This is a genomic window from Curtobacterium sp. 320 (assembly GCF_031455235.1).
Taxonomy (GTDB): domain Bacteria; phylum Actinomycetota; class Actinomycetes; order Actinomycetales; family Microbacteriaceae; genus Curtobacterium.
Map to the genome: position 1 here is coordinate 173167 of NZ_JAVDSI010000003.1, position 22268 is coordinate 195434.

17 protein-coding genes and 1 pseudogene are annotated in these 22268 nt (G+C 71.0%); 15 read left to right on the plus strand and 3 right to left on the minus strand.

Annotated elements, in window-relative coordinates:
- Positions 1-77 precede the first annotated feature (77 nt).
- From J2X60_RS06265 to holA, 12 genes and pseudogenes are all read left to right on the plus strand, one after another.
- The gene (locus J2X60_RS06265; RefSeq protein WP_070418671.1) at positions 78-947 is read left to right on the plus strand and encodes an ABC transporter ATP-binding protein; all 870 of its coding nucleotides are present in this window, start codon (positions 78-80) and stop codon (positions 945-947) included.
- Positions 944-1666 carry an ABC transporter permease subunit gene (locus tag J2X60_RS06270; protein ID WP_309779290.1) on the plus strand — a complete coding sequence of 241 codons (723 nt, stop codon included), beginning with the start codon at positions 944-946 and terminating at the stop codon, positions 1664-1666. The genes J2X60_RS06265 and J2X60_RS06270 overlap by 4 nt, the downstream gene beginning before the upstream one ends.
- On the plus strand, positions 1663-2403 hold the full coding sequence (locus J2X60_RS06275) for an ABC transporter permease (RefSeq protein ID WP_071301875.1): 741 nt from the start codon (positions 1663-1665) through the stop codon (positions 2401-2403). The genes J2X60_RS06270 and J2X60_RS06275 overlap by 4 nt, the downstream gene beginning before the upstream one ends.
- Complete coding sequence (locus J2X60_RS06280) at positions 2400-3335, plus strand: ABC transporter substrate-binding protein (protein WP_309886833.1); 936 nt, start codon at positions 2400-2402, stop codon at positions 3333-3335. Before J2X60_RS06275 ends, J2X60_RS06280 begins: the two co-directional genes overlap by 4 nt.
- 268 nt (positions 3336-3603) lie before the next feature.
- Entirely contained in the window at positions 3604-5016 is a 1413-nt protein-coding gene (locus J2X60_RS06285; RefSeq protein ID WP_070418675.1) for a cytochrome ubiquinol oxidase subunit I, read from the plus strand.
- Positions 5016-6020 (plus strand): cytochrome d ubiquinol oxidase subunit II, encoded by a 1005-nt coding sequence (gene cydB / locus J2X60_RS06290; protein WP_309886834.1) that lies wholly within the window; start codon positions 5016-5018, stop codon positions 6018-6020. The genes J2X60_RS06285 and cydB overlap by 1 nt, the downstream gene beginning before the upstream one ends.
- A gap of 9 nt (positions 6021-6029) precedes the next feature.
- On the plus strand, positions 6030-7718 hold the full coding sequence (gene cydD / locus J2X60_RS06295; RefSeq protein WP_309886835.1) for a thiol reductant ABC exporter subunit CydD: 1689 nt from the start codon (positions 6030-6032) through the stop codon (positions 7716-7718).
- Entirely contained in the window at positions 7715-9463 is a 1749-nt protein-coding gene (cydC, locus tag J2X60_RS06300; protein WP_309886836.1) for a thiol reductant ABC exporter subunit CydC, read from the plus strand. The genes cydD and cydC overlap by 4 nt, the downstream gene beginning before the upstream one ends.
- 67 nt (positions 9464-9530) lie before the next feature.
- Complete coding sequence (leuS, locus tag J2X60_RS06305; protein ID WP_267484097.1) at positions 9531-12143, plus strand: leucine--tRNA ligase; 2613 nt, start codon at positions 9531-9533, stop codon at positions 12141-12143.
- Positions 12144-12544: 401 nt separating this feature from the next.
- Positions 12545-13018 carry a ComEA family DNA-binding protein gene (locus J2X60_RS06310; RefSeq protein WP_309886837.1) on the plus strand — a complete coding sequence of 158 codons (474 nt, stop codon included), beginning with the start codon at positions 12545-12547 and terminating at the stop codon, positions 13016-13018.
- Positions 13019-13621: 603 nt separating this feature from the next.
- A pseudogene (locus J2X60_RS19030) lies at positions 13622-15010 on the plus strand (ComEC/Rec2 family competence protein); the annotation flags it as partial.
- Positions 15011-15387: 377 nt separating this feature from the next.
- Complete coding sequence (gene holA / locus J2X60_RS06315) at positions 15388-16407, plus strand: DNA polymerase III subunit delta (protein ID WP_071294815.1); 1020 nt, start codon at positions 15388-15390, stop codon at positions 16405-16407.
- Positions 16408-16686: 279 nt separating this feature from the next.
- On the opposite strand, the gene rpsT is transcribed toward holA, so the two are convergent.
- The gene (gene rpsT / locus J2X60_RS06320; RefSeq protein WP_070418682.1) at positions 16687-16947 is read right to left on the minus strand and encodes a 30S ribosomal protein S20; all 261 of its coding nucleotides are present in this window, start codon (positions 16945-16947) and stop codon (positions 16687-16689) included.
- Between the two features lie 191 nt (positions 16948-17138).
- Here rpsT and J2X60_RS06325 point away from each other — a divergent pair, with 191 nt between their 5' ends.
- Positions 17139-18323: a pyridoxal phosphate-dependent aminotransferase gene (locus J2X60_RS06325; RefSeq protein WP_071294874.1), complete on the plus strand. Its 1185-nt coding sequence runs from the start codon at positions 17139-17141 to the stop codon at positions 18321-18323.
- A gap of 70 nt (positions 18324-18393) precedes the next feature.
- Positions 18394-20241 (plus strand): translation elongation factor 4, encoded by a 1848-nt coding sequence (gene lepA, locus J2X60_RS06330; RefSeq protein ID WP_071294816.1) that lies wholly within the window; start codon positions 18394-18396, stop codon positions 20239-20241.
- Between the two features lie 9 nt (positions 20242-20250).
- Here lepA and J2X60_RS06335 read toward each other — a convergent pair whose 3' ends face one another.
- Positions 20251-20739 carry a hypothetical protein gene (locus tag J2X60_RS06335; protein WP_309886838.1) on the minus strand — a complete coding sequence of 163 codons (489 nt, stop codon included), beginning with the start codon at positions 20737-20739 and terminating at the stop codon, positions 20251-20253.
- A 133-nt stretch (positions 20740-20872) separates the two neighbouring features.
- Between J2X60_RS06335 and J2X60_RS06340 the strand changes: the two genes are divergently transcribed.
- A complete protein-coding gene (locus tag J2X60_RS06340) occupies positions 20873-21520 on the plus strand; it encodes a DUF1990 domain-containing protein (RefSeq protein ID WP_309886839.1) in 648 nt (215 codons plus the stop codon).
- A 10-nt stretch (positions 21521-21530) separates the two neighbouring features.
- Here the strand turns inward: J2X60_RS06340 and J2X60_RS06345 are convergent, their stop codons facing one another.
- Positions 21531-22241 (minus strand): HAD family hydrolase, encoded by a 711-nt coding sequence (locus J2X60_RS06345; RefSeq protein WP_309886840.1) that lies wholly within the window; start codon positions 22239-22241, stop codon positions 21531-21533.
- Positions 22242-22268: the final 27 nt, after the last annotated feature.

Sequence of the window (22268 nt, forward strand, 5' to 3'; positions counted from 1 at the left end):
CGTCACGGCTGAACGGGTGTCACACCCGACGGGTACTCTCACTCGGAGTCGGGCTACCTCCGAACAGAAGGGCACCCATGATCGAGTTCCGCTCGGTGCGCAAGACCTACCCGGACGGCACCAACGCGGTCGACGACTTCAGCCTCGTCATCCCCTCGAGGACCACGACGGTCTTCGTCGGGTCGAGCGGCTGCGGCAAGACCACGCTGCTCCGGATGATCAACCGCATGGTCGACCCCAGCGCAGGTGCCGTCGAGATCGACGGGGAGGACGTCGCGGGCGTCGACCCGGTCAAGCTCCGCCGCAGCATCGGCTACGTGATGCAGAACGCCGGGCTGCTGCCGCACCGCAAGGTCGTCGACAACATCGCCACGGTGCCGCTGCTGACGGGGGTCCCGAAGGCCGATGCGCGCCAGCGTGCCCTCGAACTCATGGACACGGTCGGGCTCGACCGTGCCTTCGCGAACCGGTACCCCTCGCAGCTCTCCGGCGGACAGCAGCAGCGCGTCGGCGTCGCCCGCGGACTCGCGGTCGACCCGAACATCCTGCTCATGGACGAGCCCTTCGGTGCCGTCGACCCGCTCGTGCGGAACGACCTGCAGGACGAGCTCATCCGGCTGCAGCGCGAGCTCGGCAAGACCGTGGTCTTCGTCACGCACGACATCGACGAGGCCTTCAAGCTCGGCGACCAGGTCGTCATCCTCAAGAAGGGCGGCGAGATCGCCCAGCTCGGCACCCCCGCCGAGATCCTCGCCGAGCCCGCGGACGACTTCGTCGCGAACTTCATCGGCGCCGGTCGCGGCCGGCGCGCGCTCCGCGTCGAGCAGACGCCGACGGGGCCGATCGTCGTCGACGGCGAGGGGCGCGCCGCCGGTGTGCTCACCGGTCCGGTGCAGGTCGTGGACGCGGCCGAGGCAGTTCCCCAGGAGCAGCGGGGCGACGCGTGAACTGGGTCCTCGGCAACACGGACACGATCAGCGACAACCTGATCGCGCACGTCTGGCTGGCGATCCCGCCGATCGTCATCAGCTTCCTGCTGTCCGTCCCGATCGGCCTGCTCGTGTCGCGCCTGCGGAAGCGCAACGGCGTGGCCCGGGGGACGGCCTCGACGATCGTCGTCGTCGCGAGCCTCTTCTACACGATCCCGGCGCTGCCCCTCTTCCTGGTGCTGCCCGCGATCATCGGCACGAGCACCCTCGACCCGGTGAACGTCGTGATCGCGATGACCATCTTCGGCGTGGCCCTGATGGCCCGGTCCGCCGCCGACGCCATCGACGCGGTCGACCAGGACGTCGTGGGGGCGTCCGAGGCGCTCGGGTACTCGCCCGCACAGCGGTTCTTCAAGGTGGAGCTGCCGCTCGCCGGTCCGGTCCTCCTCGCGGGCATCCGGGTGGTGTCGGTGTCCACGATCAGCCTCATCACGGTCGGCGCGCTCATCGGTGTGCCGAACCTCGGGTTCCTGCTCACCGACGGCCTCAAGCGCGGCATCAGCGCCGAGATCCTCACCGGCATCGTCCTCACCATCGTGCTCGCGCTCGTGTTCGACGCGCTGCTCGTGGCCGTGGGTCGGCTCGCGATGCCGTGGACACGGGGGAGCGGCCGCAACGCCCGTGACGTCCGACGCCGCGCCGCTGACGACGTCCGAGCGAACGAGGTCTCCGCATGAACCTCTTCGCCCAGGGCATCGCCTGGATCTTCGACCCGGCGAACAACGTCGGGTCCGACGCCGTCGGAATCCGACTCTGGGAGCACGTGTGGATCACGTTGCTCACGGTCGCCATCGCCGTCGCGATCGCCGTGCCGGTCGGCCTGCTGATCGGGCACACCGGCAAGGGACGCTCGATCGCGGTGGGCGTCTCGGGTGGCATCCGTGCGCTGCCGACGCTCGGCGTCCTGACGCTGCTCGCACTCTCGATCGGCCTCGGACTCGGGGCGCCGCTCATCGCACTCGTCATCCTCGCGATCCCGTCGGTGCTCGCCGGCGCGTACTCCGGCGTCGAGGCGATCGACCGCGTCGTGATCGACGCCGCCAAGGCGCAGGGCATGACCGGGTGGCAGATCCTCGGCAAGGTCGAGATCCCGCTCGCCCTGCCGCTCATCGTCGGCGGCATCCGTGCCGCCGTGCTGCAGGTCGTCGCCACCGCGACCCTCGTCGGCTACATCAACGCCGGCGGACTCGGCGGCTACGCCTTCTCCGGCATCGCCAACTCGGACTACGCGGAGGTGCTCGGCGGTTCCCTCCTGGTGATCGCCCTCGCCATCGCGTTCGAGATCGTCTTCGCCGCGCTGCAGCGGCTCGCCGTCCCCGCGGGTGTCTCCGCCGGGTCGGCGCGTCTGTCGCGTCGGAGCACCCGCAGCTCAGCACCACGAGCATCAACCCCTGTGGAAGGAACCCACCCGTGATCACAGCAACGACCCGGCGTCTCGCCGCGACGATCGCCGTCGCGTCCGCGGCCGCCATCGCCCTCGCGGGCTGCTCCTCGAGCGACCCGCTCTCCTCCGGCTCCGGCGGCGGGGACTCCAAGACCATCGTCGTCGGCTCGCAGGCGTACCCGTCGAACGAGATCATCGCCGAGCTCTACGCGCAGGAGCTCGAGCACGAGGGCTTCACCGTCACCAAGAAGCTCAACATCGGTCAGCGCAAGGCGTACTGGCCCGAGGTCGCGAAGGGGAGCATCAACGTCTTCCCGGAGTACAACGGCAACCTGCTCAACTACCTCCTGCAGGAGGACGGCAAGTCCACCACGACCGAGACGACGACGGACGGCATCAACACCGCGCTGAAGTCGGCCCTGCCGTCGGACGTCAAGGCGCTGCCGTCGGCCGACGCCTCGGACGCCGACACCTACACGGTGACCCAGGCGACGGCGGACAAGTACGGCTTGAAGTCGATCGCCGACCTCTCGAAGATCGGCGGGACGATCTCGATCGCCGCCAACCCGGAGTTCGCCACCGCCGCCTACGGTCCGAAGGGCCTCAAGGAGAAGTACGGCATCACCGGCGAGGTCAACCAGCAGAACGACTCCGGCGGCCCGCTCACGATCAAGGCGATCCAGGACGGTGACTCGCAGGTCGCGGACATCTACTCCGCCAGCGCCTCGATCAAGACCGACAAGCTCGTCACGCTCGAGGACCCGGAGCACCTCGTGCCGGCGAACAACGTGACCCCGATCGTGTCGAAGGACCTCGACTCGAAGGCCGCGGACGCCATCGAGAAGGTGAACAAGCTCCTCACGACCGACGCGCTCATCGAGCTCAACCGTCAGAACTCGGTCGACCAGAAGTCGGCGGCCTCGGTCGCCAAGGCGTTCCTGCAGGACAACGACCTGCTGTAGCACTCAGTCAGCACAAAACGACAGGTGTCGGGCAACTGCCCGGCACCTGTCGTCGTTCCGGGATCGGGTACCCGCACCGTTGTTCCGCACGGTTGTGCCGTGCAACCTCGCTGCACATCCGTGCACTGAGGGTTCTACAACTTGTCGAACCATGTGTCCGCGAGGTAACGTGTTCGTGTCCCAACGGTTGTGACAGCAGAAGTTCCCCTCCACAGGAAGCAACTGACGTGCACCAACAGCGCGCGGCGAACCGGCTCGGAAACGCCGCATGAACGACATCCTCGATCCGCTCCTCCTGTCGCGGTGGCAGTTCGGTCTGACGACGATCTACCACTTCCTCTTCGTCCCGTTGACGATCGGCATGGCCGTCGTCGTGGCCGTGTTCCAGACGGCCTGGTACCGGACGGGGCGCGCGCATTACCTCCAGCTGACCCGGTTCTTCGGGCGCATCTTCCTCATCAACTTCGCGATGGGCGTCGTGACGGGGATCGTGCAGGAGTTCCAGTTCGGCATGAACTGGTCGAACTACTCCCGGTTCGTCGGTGACGTGTTCGGCGCCCCGCTCGCGCTCGAGGGCATCCTCGCGTTCTTCTTCGAGGCGGCGTTCATCGGCATCTGGATCTTCGGGTGGGACCGCCTGCCGAAGGGGCTGCACCTCGCGAGCATCTGGTGTGTCAGCGCCGGCACGATCATGTCGGCGTACTTCATCATCGCCGCGAACGCGTTCATGCAGCACCCGGTCGGCTTCTCCATGAACGAGGCCAAGGGGCGTGCGGAGCTCACGGACATCTGGGCCGTGCTCGGCAACAAGGTCGCGCTGGCCGCCTTCCCGCACACCCTGTTCGCGTGCTTCATGGTCGCCGCCGCGGTGATCATCTCGGTCGCCGCGTACCACCTGGCGCGCAACCAGAACCTCGAGACGATGATGCCGGCGCTGAAGTTCGGCATGTGGACGATGCTGGCCGCCGGGGCGCTCACGGTGCTCACCGGCGACCAGCTCGGCCTCACGATGGTCGACACCCAGCCGATGAAGATGGCCGCTGCCGAGGCGCTGTACAACACCGCCACCGGCAAGGACGCCTCGTTCTCGATCTTCACGCTCGGCACCCCGGACGGCGTGCACGAGCTGTTCTCGATCCGTGTGCCCTACCTGCTCTCGTTCCTGTCGACGCACACCTTCAACGGCACGGTCGAGGGCATCAACGACCTGCAGGCGCAGTACTCGCAGGTCTACGGCCCCGGCGACTACAAGCCGATCATCTGGGTGACCTACTGGTCGTTCCGCTGGATGATCGCGCTCGGTGTCGGCGCGGTGCTGGTCTCGCTCGTCGGGCTCTGGCTGACCCGCAAGGGCCGGTTCCCGACCCAGCGGTGGGTCTGGCGCATCGCCACCTGGACCGTCCCGCTGCCGATGGCCGCGATGATCGTCGGCTGGATCTTCACCGAGATGGGCCGCCAGCCGTGGCTCGTGTTCGGGTTGCTCAAGACGAGCGACGGCGTCTCGCCCAACGTCACCGGGGTCGAGGTCCTCATCTCGCTCATCGTCTTCACGCTCATCTACGGCTCCCTGGCGGTGGTCGAGTTCCGGCTCATCAAGAAGGTCGCGCAAGAGGGCCCCGCCGCCCCGGCGGAGGTCGACGAGGAGACCGGTGAGGTCAAGCACGAAGTGACGGTCTACTGATGGATCTCCCCGTTCTCTGGTTCGCGATCGTCGGCGTCTTCTTCGTCGGCTACTTCGTCCTCGACGGCTTCGACTTCGGTGTCGGCATGTCCCTGCCGTTCCTCGGCAAGGACGACACCGACCGTCGTGTCCTGATCAACACGATCGGCCCGGTGTGGGACCTCAACGAGACCTGGGTCATCGTCGCGGGTGCGTGCCTGTTCGCGGCGTTCCCCGAGTGGTACGCCACGATGTTCTCCGGGTTCTACCTGGCGCTCCTGCTCATCCTCGCGGCGCTCATCGCCCGCGGCGTCTCGTTCGAGTACCGGCACCAGAACAAGCACCTCGAGTGGAAGCGCCGGTTCGACCTGATGATCATCGTCGGCAGCGCGGTGCCGTCGTTCCTCTGGGGCGTCGCGTTCGGCAACGTGGTCCGGGGCATCCCGATGGACGCCGGCCACAACTACACCGGTACGGTGTTCGACCTGCTCAACCCCTTCGCGCTGCTCACCGGCGTGGCGACGCTGCTGGTGTTCTTCACGCACGGCGTCGTCTTCGTCGCGCTGAAGACCGAGGGTGCGATCCGTGCGCGTGCGAAGCGCCTCGCGACCCGGGCGGGCGTGCTGACGATCGTCGTCGGCGCAGCGTTCCTGGTCTGGATGGCCTTCGTGCGGTCCACCCCGACGTCGATCGTCCTGTCGGTCGTCGCCGCGCTCGCCCTGGTCCTCGCGGTGCTCTGCAACGCCTGGGGCAAGGAGGGCCGGGCGTTCACGCTCATGGCGGTCACCATCGCGGCGATCGTCCTGGCGATGTTCACCGCGATCTTCCCGGACGTCATGCCGGCGACGAACGACCCGGCGAACAGCCTGAACGTCTACAACGCGTCGAGCGGCTCGTACACGCTCACGGTGATGAGCTGGGTGGCGCTGATCTTCGTGCCCCTCGTGTTCGCCTACCAGGCGTGGACGTACTGGATCTTCCGCAAGCGCGTGTCCCGGGCCCACGTGACCCAGGCCGCGCACTAGGCGGCGACGGTGAAGCCGCTCGACCCGCGCCTGCTGCGGCTGTCGCGGACGGCCCGTGGCTTCATCGTCGCGGCCGCCGGCACCGGTGTCCTCCGCACGCTCGCGACCATCGCGATCGCGTGGGGGATCGCCGCGGCGGTGACCCTCGGTGTGGACGCCGTCCGTGACGGCAGCGTCCCGGACGCGTTCACCCCGGCGCTCGCGCTCCTCGGTGCGGCGTTCGTCGTCCGGGCCGTGGCCGCCTGGGCCACCGACGACCTCGCCGCACGTGCGGCGGCGAAGGTGAAGAGCGAGCTGCGCGCGACCGTCCTCGCCCGGGCGGCCGAGCGCGGACCGTCGTGGCTCGCCGAGCGTTCGAGTGCGGCCTTCGCGACCACGCTCGGGCCTGGGCTCGACGCCCTCGACGCCTACTTCGGCCGGTACCTGCCGCAGTTGGCCCTCACCGCGATCGCCACGCCGATGCTCGTCGTCGCGATCGGGATCGGCGACCTGACCAGCGGCCTGATCGTCCTCTGCGCCCTGCCGGTGATCCCGGTGTTCATGATCCTCATCGGGCTCGCGACGCAGGCGCTCCAGCGGAAGCAGTCGGACGCGCTCGCGAAGCTCGGCGGAGCCTTCACCGAGGCGGTCGAGGGGCTGGCGACGCTCAAGGTCTTCGGCCGTGCCCGGCGCCAGGTCGGACGCATCGGCACCGTCACCGACGAGTACCGCCGTGGCACCGTCGGGGTCCTGCGGCTGTCGTTCGTGAGCGGGTTCGCGCTCGAGCTCGCCGCGAGCCTGTCCGTCGCGCTCGTCGCGGTGTCGATCGGCATCCGACTCGTCGACGGCTCGCTCGGGCTCGGCGCCGCGATGTTCGTGCTCGTCCTCGCTCCGGAGGCCTTCGCCCCGATCCGCCAGGTCGGCGCCGACTTCCACGCGGCACAGGACGGCGTCGAGGCCTCGACCGCCGTGCTCGACGTCCTCGACGACACCACGGCGCCCGCGGCACGTCCCGGAGCCGTCCCCGCCGCCGACCACCTGTCGCTGGACCGACTCACCGTGCGCCGTCCCGACGTCGTGATCGGTCCGCTCGACCTCCGCGCCGGACCGGGCACGATCGTCGTCCTGGCCGGCCCGAGCGGCTCCGGCAAGTCCAGTCTCATCGCCGCGGTCCGCGGTGCCCTGCCCCACGACGGCACGGTGACCGTCCCGGGCCCCGACGGCAGCACGGTCGCCGAGCGCACGACCTGGGCCGACCAGCGCCCACGACTCGTCCGCGGCACGATCGCCGAGAACGTCGCGCTCAGCGCGACCCCCGACGAGCCAGCGGTCCGCACCGCCCTGGGCGAGGCAGGGCTGGGACTCGACCCGCGCCTCCAGGTCGGTTCCGGCGGCAGCGGCCTGTCCGGCGGCCAGGCGCAGCGCGTCGCGGTGGCGCGCGCCCTGTACCGCGCGCGGCGGACGGGGACGCAGCTCGTGCTGCTCGACGAGCCGACCTCCGCGCTGGACGCCGACGCCGAGGCACACGTCGTCCGCACGCTCCGTCGCCTCGCCGACGACGGGGCCGTCGTCGTGGTCGCGAGCCACCGGCCCGCGGTCGTCGCGGCGGCGGACGTCCGCGTCGACGTGCGGCCGGACGGCGCGGTCGCGGTCACCCGTGTCGACGGGCGACCTGGTGGCGCGGTCGCGGTCACCAGCACGGACGGGGTGCGGGCATGACTCGGGAGGCGCGAGGGGCCCACGACGCCGGTTCCGGTCCGACGCGCCACCGGCGGGGCGGCCGTGCCGGCGGGGACGCCTCCGTCCTGCGGCTCGCGATGCCGCACGGAGCCGGTTGGGCGAAGGCGGTCACGGCCGGTGCGCTCAGTGCCGTCTGCGCCGTGGCGCTCCTCGCCGCGAGCGGGTACCTCATCACGCGTGCGGCCGAGCACCCGCCGATCCTCTACCTGACGCTCGTGATGGTGGGCGTGCGCGCGTTCGCGCTCGGCCGTGCGGCGCTCCGGTACGTTGACCGCCTCGCCGGACACGACGCCTCGTTCCGGCAGCTCGCGGTCGTGCGCACCGAGATGTACCGCCGACTGTCGTCGATCGCTCCGGCGGGACTCGGCTCCACCGGTCGCGGAGACCTCCTCACGCGGCTCGTCACGGACACCGACCGGCTGCAGGACCTGCCCATCCGCGTCGTCGGCCCGCTCGTGTCCGCCGGCGTGGCCGCGCTGCTCTCCGTCGTCGCGGTCGCGTTCGTGTCGGTGCCGGCGGCGCTCGTGCTGCTCGTCGCCCTCGCCGTGGCCGCGCTGCTCGGGTCGGTCGTCACCCTCTCGATCGCACGGCGCTCCGACGAGCAGACGGCCGCGGAACGCGGGCACGTCGCCGACCTCGTGCTCGACACCGTGCGGACGCTCGACGTCTTCGCCGCCTACGGCACGCTCGACGAACGGCTCGACCACATCGCCCGGCTCGACGCCCGGGTGACCGCAGCCGTGCGGCGCCGGGGGACGGTCGAGTCGCTCGTCGGGGCCCTGGTCGGCCTCGTCGGCGGTGGCGCGGTCATCGGGATCCTGGCCGTCGGCGCCCCCGCGGTCGTCACCGGCGCGCTCGACGGACCGCTCTGGGCCCTCGCCGTGTTCGTGCCGCTCGCCCTGTTCGAGGTCGTCGGCGGGGTCCCGCTCGCGGTGCTGACGCTGCGCCGGGTCCGAGCCGCGGCCGACCGGGTGGAGCGGGTCGTCCCGGCGGAGGTGCCGGCCGGCATCGTCCCGGAGCCGGACGCGGACGCCGATCCCGCCTCGCTCGTGGTCGACGGGCCCGTCGCCGTCTCGCTGCGCGATGTGACGGTGCGCTGGCCCGGTGCCGCGGCGGCCGCCGTCGACCGGGTGTCGTTGGACCTCCGACCCGGCGAAGTCGTCGTGCTCGAGGGACCGAGCGGCGCGGGCAAGTCGACGCTCGTGGACGCGCTCGTCCGGTTCGTCGACCACGAGGGCTCGTACACGCTCGACGGGGTCGAGGCGAAGGACATGCACCCCGACGCCGTCCGCGCCCGCGTCGGGCTGATCGAGCAGGACCCGTTCGTGTTCGACCAGTCCGTGCGGCAGAACCTGCTGTTCGCCCGCGACACCGCGACCGACGAGGACCTGCTCGCCGTGCTCGACCGGGTCGGGCTCGGGGCGTGGGTGCAACGACGCGGTGGACTCGACGCGGGCGTGGGGGAGCGCGGTGCCCTGGTGTCCGGCGGGCAGGCGCACCGGCTCGCGCTCGCCCGGGCGCTCCTGCACGCGTTCCCGGTGCTCGTGCTCGACGAGCCGACGGCCGACATCGACCCCGACCTCGGCGACACCGTGCTGCGCGACCTCGTCGGGGCCGCGCGGCAGGACGGCAGGACGGTCGTCGTCGTGTCGCACGTGCCGGTGGCGGCGGACCTCGTCGACCGGACGCTGCGGATGCGCGACGGGCGGCTCGCGGCGGTGTGAGCCGAGCACCTGCCGGCGGTGGGTCGGCTCCGGTGCGGTGATCCGTTCCTCCAGGCTTATATCCTTGATGACCGGAGCGCGTCCGACGGACGTGATCCGTGCCTCCAGACTGAATGAGAGTTCCGTGACCACCGAGCCGTACCCCGAGGACCCGAACGCCTACGACTTCCGTCGTCTGCAGGAGAAGTGGCAGCCGCGCTGGGAGGAGCTCGGGCTCTTCACGACCGACCTCGACGACACGCGTCCGCGGAAGTACATCCTCGAGATGTTCCCGTACCCGTCCGGCGACCTGCACATGGGGCACGCCGAGAACTGGGCGCTCGGCGACTTCGTGGCGCGGTACTGGCGGCAGCAGGGCTTCAACGTGCTGCACCCGATCGGCTGGGACTCGTTCGGGCTGCCGGCCGAGAACGCGGCGATCAAGCGCGGGGTCGACCCGAAGGACTGGACCTACGCGAACATCGAGCAGCAGAAGGCGTCGTTCAAGCGCTACGCGCCGTCGTTCGACTGGACCACCGAGATCCACACCTCGGACCCCGAGTACTACAAGTGGAACCAGTGGCTGTTCCTGAAGATGTACGAGAAGGGGCTGGCCTACCGCAAGGACAGCTGGGTCAACTGGGACCCGGTGGACCAGACCGTCCTCGCGAACGAGCAGGTGCTGCCGGACGGCACCTCGGACCGCTCCGGTGCCGTCGTCGTCAAGAAGAAGCTGACGCAGTGGTACTTCAAGATCACCGAGTACGCGGACCGGCTGCTCGACGACCTCAACCAGCTCGAGGGCCGGTGGCCGGCGAAGGTCATCGCGCAGCAGCGGAACTGGATCGGCCGCTCGGTCGGCGCGGACGTCGACTTCGTGATCGAGGGCCGCGACGAGCCCGTCACGGTGTTCACCACGCGGCCGGACACGATCCACGGGGTGACGTTCCTCGTGGTGGCGCCGGATTCGGACCTGGCTGCTGCGCTGGTGGCTGACGCATCCGTGTCGGACGACGTCCGGGCTGCGTTCGACGCATACCTCGTCGCCACGCAGAAGACGTCGGAGATCGACCGGCAGAACGCGGACCGCCCGAAGACCGGTGTGCCGCTCGGTCGTTCCGCGATCCACCCGCTGACGGGGGAGCGCCTGCCGATCTGGGCCGCCGACTACGTGCTGGCCGACTACGGTCACGGCGCGGTCATGGCCGTCCCGGCGCACGACCAGCGCGATCTCGACTTCGCGCGGGCGTTCGACCTGCCGGTGAAGGTCGTCGTCGACACGAACGCCGCGGTGACCGGGGCGATCCCGGTGATCCCCGAGGGCGCCTCGCTCGAGGACCTGCCCGCGCTCGACCCGGTGTCCACGGGTGAGGCCCTGACCGGCACCGGTCGGATGATCAACTCCGGCCCGCTCGACGGCATGTCCAAGCAGCACGCGATCACCGCGGCGATCTCCCTGCTCGAGGAGCGCGGCACCGGCCGTGCAGCCAAGACCTACCGCCTGCGCGACTGGCTCATCTCGCGCCAGCGCTTCTGGGGCACCCCGATCCCGATCATCCACGGGGCCGACGGCACCGAGCACCCGGTGCCGATGGACCAGCTGCCCGTCCGGCTGCCCGACACCGAGGGACTCGACCTCAAGCCGAAGGGCACCTCGCCGCTCGGTGGCGCGACCGACTGGGTGAACGTGCCGAACCCGGTGGACGGCACCCCCGCGCTCCGCGACACCGACACGATGGACACCTTCGTCGACTCCTCGTGGTACTTCCTGCGTTTCCTGGCGGCGAACGACGACACGCAGGCGTTCGACCCCGCCGTCGCACGCAAGTGGGCCCCGGTCGATCAGTACATCGGCGGCATCGAGCACGCGATCCTGCACCTGCTGTACGCGCGCTTCGTGACCAAGGTGCTGTTCGACCTCGGCTACCTCGACTTCACCGAGCCGTTCTCGGCGCTGCTCAACCAGGGCATGGTGCTGTCCGGCGGCTCGAAGATGTCGAAGTCGAAGGGTGGCGTCTCGCTCGGTGACGAGCTCGACGCGAACGGTGTCGACGCGATCCGCTTGGTGATGGGCTTCGCCGGGCCTCCAGAAGACGACATCAACTGGGAGGACGTCTCCCCGTCCGCCTCGGCCCGCTTCCTCGCCCGTGCCTACCGGCTGGCGCTCGACGTCACGTCGTCGCCGGACGTCGTGTGGGCGGACGGCGACCGGGCCCTGCGGCAGGTCACGCACCGGTTCCTGGCCGATGCGCCGGGGATGATGGAGTCGTTCAAGTTCAACGTCGTGATCGCGCGGCTCATGGACCTGGTGAACGTCACCCGCAAGGCGATCGACAACGGTCCGGGCGCGGCTGACCCCGCCGTCCGCGAGGCCGTCGAGACCATCGCGCTCGGCCTGAGCGTCTTCGCGCCGTACACCGGCGAGGAGATGTGGGAGAAGCTGGGTTACGAGGCCACCGTCGCCACGTACGGCTGGCGGAAGGCCGACCCGACGCTGCTCGTGCAGGAGTCGCTGACCGCGGTCGTGCAGGTCAACGGCAAGGTGCGGGACTCGTTCGAGGTGTCGAAGTCGATCGAGCCGTCGGAGCTGGAGGCGCTCGCTCGGGCGTCGGCGAACGTCCAGCGGTACATCGGGGACCGCGAGATCGTGAAGGTGATCGTGCGGGCGCCGAAGCTCGTGAACATCGCGATCAAGGGGTAGCGCGCCGTTCGTCCTCCACAGGTTGGGCTGGAGGACGGTCGTCCACCGATCGTCGTTGCGGGGTCCGACCGGGTGGTCGGGCTCCGTAGCGTGCGGGCATGTCGTCTGGTGATGGTGGAGCCACGGGGCCGTCCGGCGGAGCTGGGGCGGCGTCGGCGGGTGGGTCTGCGCGGTCGTTGGCCGCTGGGCTGGCGTTGTCGCCGCGGACGGCGGTCCTGCTGGCGGGGCTCGTCGTCCTGGTCGCCGGGGTCGTGGTGGCGGTCGGGTCGTGGTCGGGTTCGTCATCGTCTGCGGGCGGTGGGGGTGACGGTCCGCTGTCGGTGGCGGGTGCTCCGTCAGCGGTACCGTCCGGTTCTCCGGGTGGGGGTCCTCCGTCCTCGTCGGCGGCCCCGCTCGTGGTCGTGCACGTCGTCGGGGCGGTGGCACGTCCAGGCATCGTGACGCTGCCCGGGGGCAGCCGTGTGTCCGGCGCGGTCGAGCGGGCCGGGGGCGCTCGTGACGACGCGGACCTGGCTCGGCTGAACCTCGCGCGGGTGCTGGTGGACGGCGAGCGGTTGTACGTGCCGAAGGTGGGGGAGACGGACATACCGGCAGCGCTCGACGGTTCGAGCAGCTCGGTCGGTGGTGGTGGGGGCGGTGCCGGGTCGGATGGTGCCGGTGGTGGTGCCGGGTCTGCCGTCGATGCCGCCGTTGACCTCAACACGGCCGATCAGACCCTGCTCGAGACCCTGCCCGGGATCGGGCCGTCGCTCGCCGGCCGGATCCTCGCGTGGCGCGACGAGCACGGACGGTTCGCCGCCGTCGAGGACCTGCTCGACGTCAGCGGCATCGGTGACGTCCGGTTCGCGGAGCTCCGCGACCGCGTGCGGGTCTGATCGGGGTCGGCGGTGGCGGTCGACCTCGCTCCCGGCGTTAGGGACCTGCGAGTGGCCGGTCCGGCGTCGGCCGCGTGGGTGTGCGCGGCGGTGCTGGTCGGGGTGCCGGGCAGCGCGGGGTGGTTCGTCCTCGCGTGCGCGGCCGTCGCGTGTGGCGGCATCGCGTGGCTGCTGGTGGGGTGCCCGCGGCGGGCTCTGGGCGTCGTGGGACTCGTGGTGGCGTCGGCCGCGTTCTGCACCACGGTGGCGGTCGCCGTGGTGGTCGGCGACGACCGGCGGAGCCCTGCCGTCCTCGACGGTGTCCGGACGGCCGCCGTCGAGGTCGTGCTCGACCGGGACCTCGCGCCGGGTGACCGGTCGGTCGTCGGGACCCTGGTGGTTGCGGAGGACGTCGACGGACTGCGCGTGCCGGTGCGGGTCGTCCCCGCAGCGCAGGGCGCGCCCGAGGCCGTCGCTGCGGGGAGTCGGGTGCACGGGGTGGCGACGCTCCAAGCGGACGAGCCGGGGAACACGACGTCGTTCGTGGCGTTCCTGCGCGGCGGGGTCCGGACCGAGCCGCCGACGGGACTCCTCGCGGCCACCGATCGGGCGCGCCGGGCGTTCGTGTCCGCGAGCGCGACCCTGCCGGAACCCGGAGCCTCGTTGTTGCGCGGTCTGGCGATCGGCGACCGGAGCGGACTCGACCCCGCGACCGAGGCCGCGATGGAGACCTCGGCGCTCACCCACCTGACCGCTGTGTCCGGCGCGAACTGTGCGGTGATCGTGGGACTCGTGGTCGTGCTGGGGCGGGTCGTCGGCCTCCCGCGAGCGGGTCGGGCGGTGGTCGCCATCGTGCTCCTGCTGGCGTTCGTCGTCCTGGTCCGTCCGGACCCCTCGATCGTGCGGGCGACCGTGATGGCGGTGGTCGTGCTCGTGGTGCACCTCGCAGGACGTCCGGTGCGTGGGGTCCCGCTGATCGCCCTCGCCGTGGTCGGGATGCTCGTCGTCGACCCCTGGTACGCCCGGTCGTTCGCGTTCGCCCTGTCGGTGCTCGCGACGAGTGGGATCGTGGTCCTCGGTCCGCCGCTGACGGCGCTGTTCGCACGGCGGATGTGGACGCCGGTGGCGGCAGCGCTCGCCATCCCCGTCGCGGCGCAGCTCGCCTGCTGGCCGGTCACCATCCCGTTGTCTGCCACGTTCCCGACCTACGCGGTCCCGGCGAACCTGCTGACCGAGCCGCTCGCGCCGATCGTGACGGTGGTCGGGCTCGCCGCGTGCCTGACCGCGCCGCTGTGGCCGTGGGGCGGTTCGGTGCTCGCTGCGGTGGCGTGGGCGCCCGCCAGCGCGATCGGAGGCATCGCGCACGGAGCGGCTGCGCTCCCGTACGCCGCAGCGCCCTGGCCAGCCGGCGTGCTCGGGGTGGTCGGCGCCGCCGTCGTGAGCGCTTCGGTCGCGGTGGCGGTCCTCGCGCCCCGAGCGGTCCGCTTCCGCCTGCTCCTCGCCGCGTGCACGGTCGCAGCGGTCGGGATCGTGTTCGTCGCCGTGCCACGACTCGTCGTGCGCGCGGGGCTGCCGCGCGACTGGGCCGTCGCCGCGTGCGACATGGGACAGGGGGACGCGGTGCTCGTCCGCGGCGGGAGCGGCACCGCACTGGTGGACGTCGGCGACGATCCGGAGCGACTCGGCGCCTGCCTGGACCTCCTGGGCGTCGACCGGGTCGACCTGCTCGTGCTGACGCACTTCGACCGGGACCACGTCGGTGCGGTCGCGTCGGTCGCGGACCGTGTGACGACCGCGCTCGTCGGGCCGACCGGTCGGGTCGAGGACGAGCGCATCCTCGGGTCACTCGTCGACGCGGGCATCGACGTCCTGACGGCCGACGACACGACGTCGGGCACGCTCGGGCCGCTCCGGTGGCGGGTGGTGTGGCCGCGGTCGGGTGCGCGGGACGCCGGCAACGACGCGAGTCTGGTCCTCCGCACGGAACCCGGGCCGGGCTGCACGTCGTGCGTCGCCGGGCTGTTCCTCGGAGACCTGGGGGAGGCCGCGCAGCGCCGGCTCCGGGGCGTCCTGGCGAACCGGGCCGACACCGGAGCGCAGGCCCGGCCCGGGACCACGATCGAGGTCGTGAAGGTGGCGCACCACGGTTCGGCCGACCAGGACCCGGTGCTCTACCGCGAGACCGCGGCCGCGGTGGGGCTCATCGGCGTCGGTGCGGACAACACGTACGGCCACCCGACCCGCTCGGCGCTGGACATGCTCGAGGCCGCGGGCACCCGCGCCTACCGGACCGACCAGCAGGGGACCGTGGTCGTCGGACGGGACGGACCCGACACCCTCCGGGTGTGGACGGAGCGTTCGGCGTCAGCGGTCGCCCGTAGGATCGAGGCATGGCCGCCAAGAAGCCCGTCCGCGCCGCAGCGAAGATCGACCAGGTGCCCTGGTCGGGCATCCGCCCTGCGCCGGTGGTGCTCGTCACGGGGCCCGAGACCTTCCTCGCCGAGCGAGCGAGCAGCGTCCTGCGCGACCTGCTCCTGGGCGAGGACCCCGCGCTCGAGGTGCACGATCTCGAAGCCGACCAGTACGCTCCCGGCCTCCTCGCCACCCTCGCGAGCCCGTCCCTGTTCGGCGAGCCCCGACTGGTCCGGGTCACCAACGTCGAGAAGTGTACCGATGCGTTCATCACCGAGACGATCTCGTACCTCGGTGCCCCGGCGGACGACGTCACGCTCGTGCTGCGCCACGGCGGGGGAGTGCGCGGCAAGAAGCTGCTCGACACGATCCGCAGCGGTGTCGGCGGCGGCGTCGAGGTGCAGTGCGACGAGCTCAAGCGCGAGACCGACCGGATCGACTTCGTCACGGCGGAGTTCCGCGCTGCCCGACGGAAGATCGCGCCCTCGGCGGTGCGTACCCTCGTCGCGGCGTTCGCGGACGACCTGGCCGAGCTCGCGGCCGCGTGCCGGCAGCTCCTCGCGGACGAGGCCGCCGAGATCACGGACAAGGTGGTCGACAAGTACTACGGCGGCCGCGTCGAGACGAACGCGTTCAAGGTCGCCGACATCGCACTCGCCGGCCGTTCGGCCCCGGCGATCGTCGAGTTGCGGCACGCGCTCTCCACGGGCGAGGCTCCGGTGCCGATCGTGGCGGCGTTCGCGTCGAAGATCCGCACGATGGCGAAGGTCAGTGCCTTCCGCGGGCCGAGCGGGCAGGCCGCCTCGGCGCTCGGCATGGCGCCGTGGCAGGTGCAGCGGGCACAGCGTGACGTCGCGGGGTGGAGCGAGTCCGGGCTCGCGAACGCGATCATCAGCATCGCCGAGGCCGACACCGCCGTGAAGGGTGGCTCGCGCGACGCGCACTACGCGCTCGAGGTCATGGTCCGCACCATCGCCCGGCGCGGCGAGGCGCGCTGAGGCGAGCCGCGCCTCCAGAGCCGCAGCCGCTCGCCCGCAAGCCGAGCCCGCCCGCCGGACCGCGCCGAACCCGGCCGCCCGCCGGGCCGAGCTGAGCCCGCCCGCCGGGCCCACGATGTCGCACGGCACTGCGCGCGTCGTGCGACATCCCGCTTGTCGATCGACGCGCACTTCCTCGAAAGCCGCGTGGTTCCCCGCACGCGCCCGCACGCGCCCCGCACACGCAAACAGGCCCCGCACCGAACGGTGCGGGGCCTGTTTACCAGAAGGGTCAGTGCGTCAGAGCGACGCGACCTTCTTCGCGATGGCCGACTTGCGGTTCGCGGCCTGGTTCTTGTGGATGACGCCCTTGCTCACGGCCTTGTCGAGCTTCTTCGACGCGAGGGTCAGGGCCGCGACGGCCTTGTCCTTGTCGCCGGCGACGACGGCCTCGTTCGTGTGACGGATGACCGTCTTGAGCTCCGAACGGTAGGCCTTGTTGCGCTCCTGGGCCTTGAGGTTGGTCTTGATGCGCTTCATCTGCGACTTGATGTTCGCCATGCGTGTTGCTCCTTGATCGTCTCTACGGGTGGTCGCGACCGCTGGGTAGAGGGGCCCTTGGTCGCATCGCGTTCCACCCGTGGGCGGGGAACGCGGAAGCCAGCCACCAACATTACCAGGCCGAAGCGTCTGGACCAAAGCACCGAAACGCCGAAACCGTGCCGCAACAACCGTTCGCTACCGTGACGAGCATGCCATCGCTCGCGCCCCGCATCGAGACCGTCCCCGCCTCCGGCATCCGCCGCGTGTTCGAGCAAGCCGCGCGCATGCAGGCCGAGCAGACGGACCAGGCGACCGGCACGGACATCGCGATGCTCGTCATCGGCGAGCCCGACGTGCCCGTCGCGGCGCACATCGGCGAGGCCGCCCGGCGCGCCTGGACCGAGGACCGCACCGACTACACCCCGAACGGTGGCATCGCCCCGCTGCGGGAGGCCATCCGCGACAAGCTCCGCCGCGAGAACCGGATCGAGGTCGACGTCGAGCAGATCTGGATGACGATCGGCGCGACGCAGGCGCTCTTCCAGGCGATGACCCTCGTGCTGAGCCCCGGTGACGAGGTCCTCGTGCCGGACCCCGGCTACACGACCTTCACGATGAACGCCCACATCATCGGAGCGACCCCGGTGCCGTACCGGCTCGAGCCGCAGCACGGGTTCGAGCCGGACCTGCAGGCCCTCGAGGCGAGCATCACCGAGCGGACCCGCGCCCTCGTCGTGAACTCGCCGTCGAACCCGCTCGGCTCGGTGTTCGGCGAGCAGACCCTCCGCGACCTGCTCGCCCTGGCGAAGCGGCACGACCTCTGGGTGATCAGCGACGAGGTCTACGAGTACTTCACCTACGGCACGCGCCACGTCAGCCTGGCGAGCCTCGACGAGGACGACCGCGTCTTCACCGCCTTCTCGCTGAGCAAGACCTACGCGATGACGGGTGTCCGTGTCGGGTACCTCGTCACGCCGAAGGGACTCGGCCCGACGATGCGGACGACCCAGGAGGCGATGATCAGCTGCGTCGCCGAACCCGACCAGTGGGCGGCGCTCGCGGCGATCGTGGGGGACCACTCCGCCGTGCAGGACGCCCGCGAGCACTACCGCGCCAACCTCGGCGTCGCGAAGGAGGTGCTCGACGCCGCCGGCATCCACTACCTCGACCCGCGGGGCGCCTTCTACCTGTGGATCGACATGTCCCACGCCTCGCAGGGCGACGTCGCGGAGTGGGCGCTCGGGTTCCTCCAGCGGGAGCGGGTCGCCGTGGCGCCGGGGAGCGCGTTCGGGCGGACCGGCGAGGGCTGGATCCGTGTCTGCCTCGCGGCGACGCCGGCGGACCTGCGCCGCGGACTGGGTGCGCTGCCGGCGCCGGAGCACGCCGTCGTCTGACGGGACGTGCGCGCCGCCGCCGCGCGGACGTGGGACAATCGTTCGACCGTCCGACCCACCCCGAGGAACCGTGAGCCCACAAGCATCCGCGCCGCTCGAGCCCGCCTCGACCCCGGCCGACGCGATCCGCAACTTCTGCATCATCGCGCACATCGACCACGGCAAGTCCACGCTGGCCGACCGCATGCTGCAGATCACCGGCATCGTCGAGGACCGCGCCATGCGTGCGCAGTACCTCGACCGCATGGACATCGAGCGCGAGCGCGGCATCACGATCAAGTCCCAGGCGGTGCGCATGCCGTGGGAGCTCGACGGGCAGACGTACGCCCTCAACATGATCGACACGCCCGGTCACGTGGACTTCTCGTACGAGGTGTCCCGGTCGCTCGCGGCGTGCGAGGGAGCGATCCTCCTGGTCGACGCCGCGCAGGGCATCGAGGCCCAGACGCTCGCCAACCTCTACCTGGCGCTCGAGAACGACCTCGAGATCATCCCGGTCCTGAACAAGATCGACCTGCCGGCGGCCGAGCCGGAGAAGTACGCGGCCGAGCTCGCGCAGCTCATCGGCGGCTCGCCCGACGACGTCCTGCGCGTGTCCGGCAAGACCGGCGTGGGCGTGGCTGAACTGCTCGACCGGGTCGTCGGCTCCGTGCCGGCCCCCGTCGGCGACGTGGACGCTCCGCCGCGCGCGATGATCTTCGACTCGGTCTACGACAGCTACCGCGGCGTCGTGACCTACGTGCGGATGGTGGACGGCACGATCCACCCGCGCGAGAAGGTCCAGATGATGTCGACCAAGTCGACGCACGAGATCCTCGAGATCGGCGTGTCCGCGCCCGAGCCGAAGCCGACGAAGGGCCTCTCCGTCGGCGAGGTCGGTTACCTCATCACCGGGGTGAAGGACGTCCGCCAGTCGAAGGTCGGCGACACGGTCACGACGGCGCAGAAGCCCGCGACCGAGGCGCTGGCCGGGTACACCGACCCGAAGCCGATGGTGTTCTCGGGCCTGTACCCGATCGACGGCTCCGACTACCCCGACCTCCGCGAGGCGCTCGACAAGCTCAAGCTGTCCGACGCCGCCCTCGTGTACGAGCCGGAGACGTCGGTGGCGCTCGGCTTCGGCTTCCGCTGCGGCTTCCTCGGTCTGCTCCACCTCGAGATCATCACCGAGCGCCTCAGCCGCGAGTTCGGGCTCGACCTCATCACCACGGCTCCGAGCGTGATCTACGAGGTCACGAACGAGGACAACACCGTGACCGAGGTCACGAACCCGTCCGAGTTCCCGGGCGGCCGCATCGTCGAGGTCCGCGAGCCGATGGTCCGTGCGGCCATCCTCGCGCCGAAGGACTACGTGGGCGCGATCATGGAGCTGTGCCAGTCGCGCCGCGGATCGCTGCTCGGCATGGAGTACCTCGGCGAGGACCGCGTCGAGATCCGGTACGAGATGCCCCTCGGCGAGATCGTCTTCGACTTCTTCGACCAGCTGAAGAGCAAGACCCAGGGCTACGCGTCGCTCGACTACGAGCCCACGGGTGACCAGGCGGCCGACCTCGTGAAGGTCGACATCCTGCTCCAGGGCGAGCAGGTCGACGCGTTCAGCGCGATCGTGCACCGCGACAAGGCGTACGCCTACGGCACGCTGATGACCGAGCGTCTGCGCAAGCTCATCCCGCGCCAGCAGTTCGAGGTCCCGATCCAGGCCGCCATCGGTGCCCGGATCATCGCCCGCGAGAGCATCCGGGCGATGCGCAAGGACGTCCTCGCGAAGTGCTACGGCGGTGACATCACCCGCAAGCGCAAGCTCCTCGAGAAGCAGAAGGAGGGCAAGAAGCGCATGAAGATGGTGGGTCGTGTCGAGGTCCCGCAGGAAGCCTTCATCGCGGCGCTCTCCGGCGACGTCGAAGAGAAGAAGAAGTAGCGGAGCGCGTCAGACGCGGCGGGCGCGAGCCCGCAACGCTGCCAGGCCCAGTGCCGGGAGGCTCGCCGCAGCCAGTCCCGCGAGTGCGGTCCGCAGGATGACGAGTCCGGCAGCCGTGTCGTAGTCGACCTGCGCCGCCGCGGCGAACCCGGCCACCACCGACCCGACCACCATCGCCAGCGTGCAGAACCCGAGCACGTAGGGCAGCCGGCGTGCCGAGTGTCGGCGCACCGCGAGCACGAGCGTCACCCCGAACAGGAGCACTCCCGCTCCGGCGCTGCACGCCCCGAACGCGGCGATGGCGTTCGCGGTGTCGAACACGTCGACGTCTCCCGGCGGCGTCGTGACGTACCGGGAGGGAGCGCCGAGGCCGGCCGTCGCCCACTCGACCGCGGCCCGTGCCGTCGCCGCCAGTCCGAACGCCGCGAGCGTCAGGACGGCGAACGCGGCCGTCGTGCGGTCGACGGACCGCGCGTGAGCGAGGGGGGAGCGGGGCACGCACCCACGATAGGGGCGTGTCGGACGGGTGTCGGGCCTCCAGTTCGGGGCGCGCGGAAAGCGGACCGCCGGTTGCGCACCCGAGGACGACTCGGTTCGATCCGGGGGACGAGTCCCCAGTACAGTGGGCCGCATGAGTACCCGCGGGAGCTACCGGACCGCCCTGACGTACGGAGCCGTGGGTGCGACCCAGGCGCCGGACCTCATGACGTACCCGCCGGAGGGGTTCGCCCCGTCCGAGTCGCGCTCCCGGATCGGCCACGGCGACCAGCGCTTCGAGACCGCGGTGACCCAGGCCCTGACCTGGCAGATCCAGGAGCGCAGCGGGATCCGCGTGCACGTCGAGGAACAGCCCGACGACGACGAGGTCCGCTACAACCCGGTGACCTTCGACGAGGACGGCGTGCCGATCGCCCCGGCTTCGATCGGGACGCCCCGGGTGGAGAAGTTCGCCCCGGACGGTACGCCGCTCGTGACGGCGGGGACGAGCGCGACGCTGACGATGCACGCGTTCGGCCAGACGGTGCAGGCGCCGGTCCGGGTCGTCTCGATCATCGACGAGACCGACCGCAAGGGCTTCGCGTACGGCACGCTCGAGGGGCACCCGCTCTCGGGTGAGGAGTCCTTCGTCGTCGAGCGGACCCCGGACGGCTCGGTGTGGTTGCAGATCCGGCAGTTCTCACAGCCGTCCAGCCGCAAGTGGCAGTTCGTGGCCCCGTTGCTCCGTCGGCAGCAGCGCGTGATGGCGCAGAAGTACCTCGTAGCGCTCCGCGGCGACTAGGTCCGCTCGGCTAGGAGTCCTCGCCGACCGGGCGGAGCGGCGGCAGCGCCGCGATGGCGTCCTCGATGAGCGACGCGTCGTCGACACAGTTCCGAGCGATCGTCACGGCACCGGTGGCGCGGAGCGCGTCGACGTCGAACACTCCGGTCGCCACCGCGAGGAACGGGATCCCGACGGCCTCGGCTGCCTCGCCGTCCCGCGGGGTGTCCCCGACGATGACGGCCCGGGTGCCCGCGAGGGCCTCGGCAGCACGTGCGGTCACCCCGCTGCGCTCGACCTCGGCATCCCCGAAGTACGAGTGCTCCCAGTCGAACGCGTCGACGTCGAACCCGGCGCCCTGCAGCTTGACGCGGGCGCGGTAGGGGGAGTTGCCGGTCAGCAGGCCGTTGCGCCAGCGGAGCTCGGCGAACCGTCGGACGAGGGCGATCGCGCCCGGAGCCGGACTCCGGTGGTCGCCGGACACGTGCCGTTCCTCGGTCAGGTCGTGCAGGTGGCGGCTCACGGTGGGGATGAGCGAGTCGTCCAGGTCGTGGGCCCGGACGTGCTCGGCGATGAGCCCGGCGTCGGTGCGGCCGTGCTGGTGTCCGACGCGGAGGACGAGGTCGCGACCCACCGCCCGCTCGAGCGCGAGGTGGTAGAGGTTGCCCGGCGAAGAGGCGTTCATCACGAGGGTGCCGTCGATGTCCCACAGCACCGTGGTGGGGACGGGGTGGTGCTCCATGCCTCCATCATGACGGACAATGGGGTC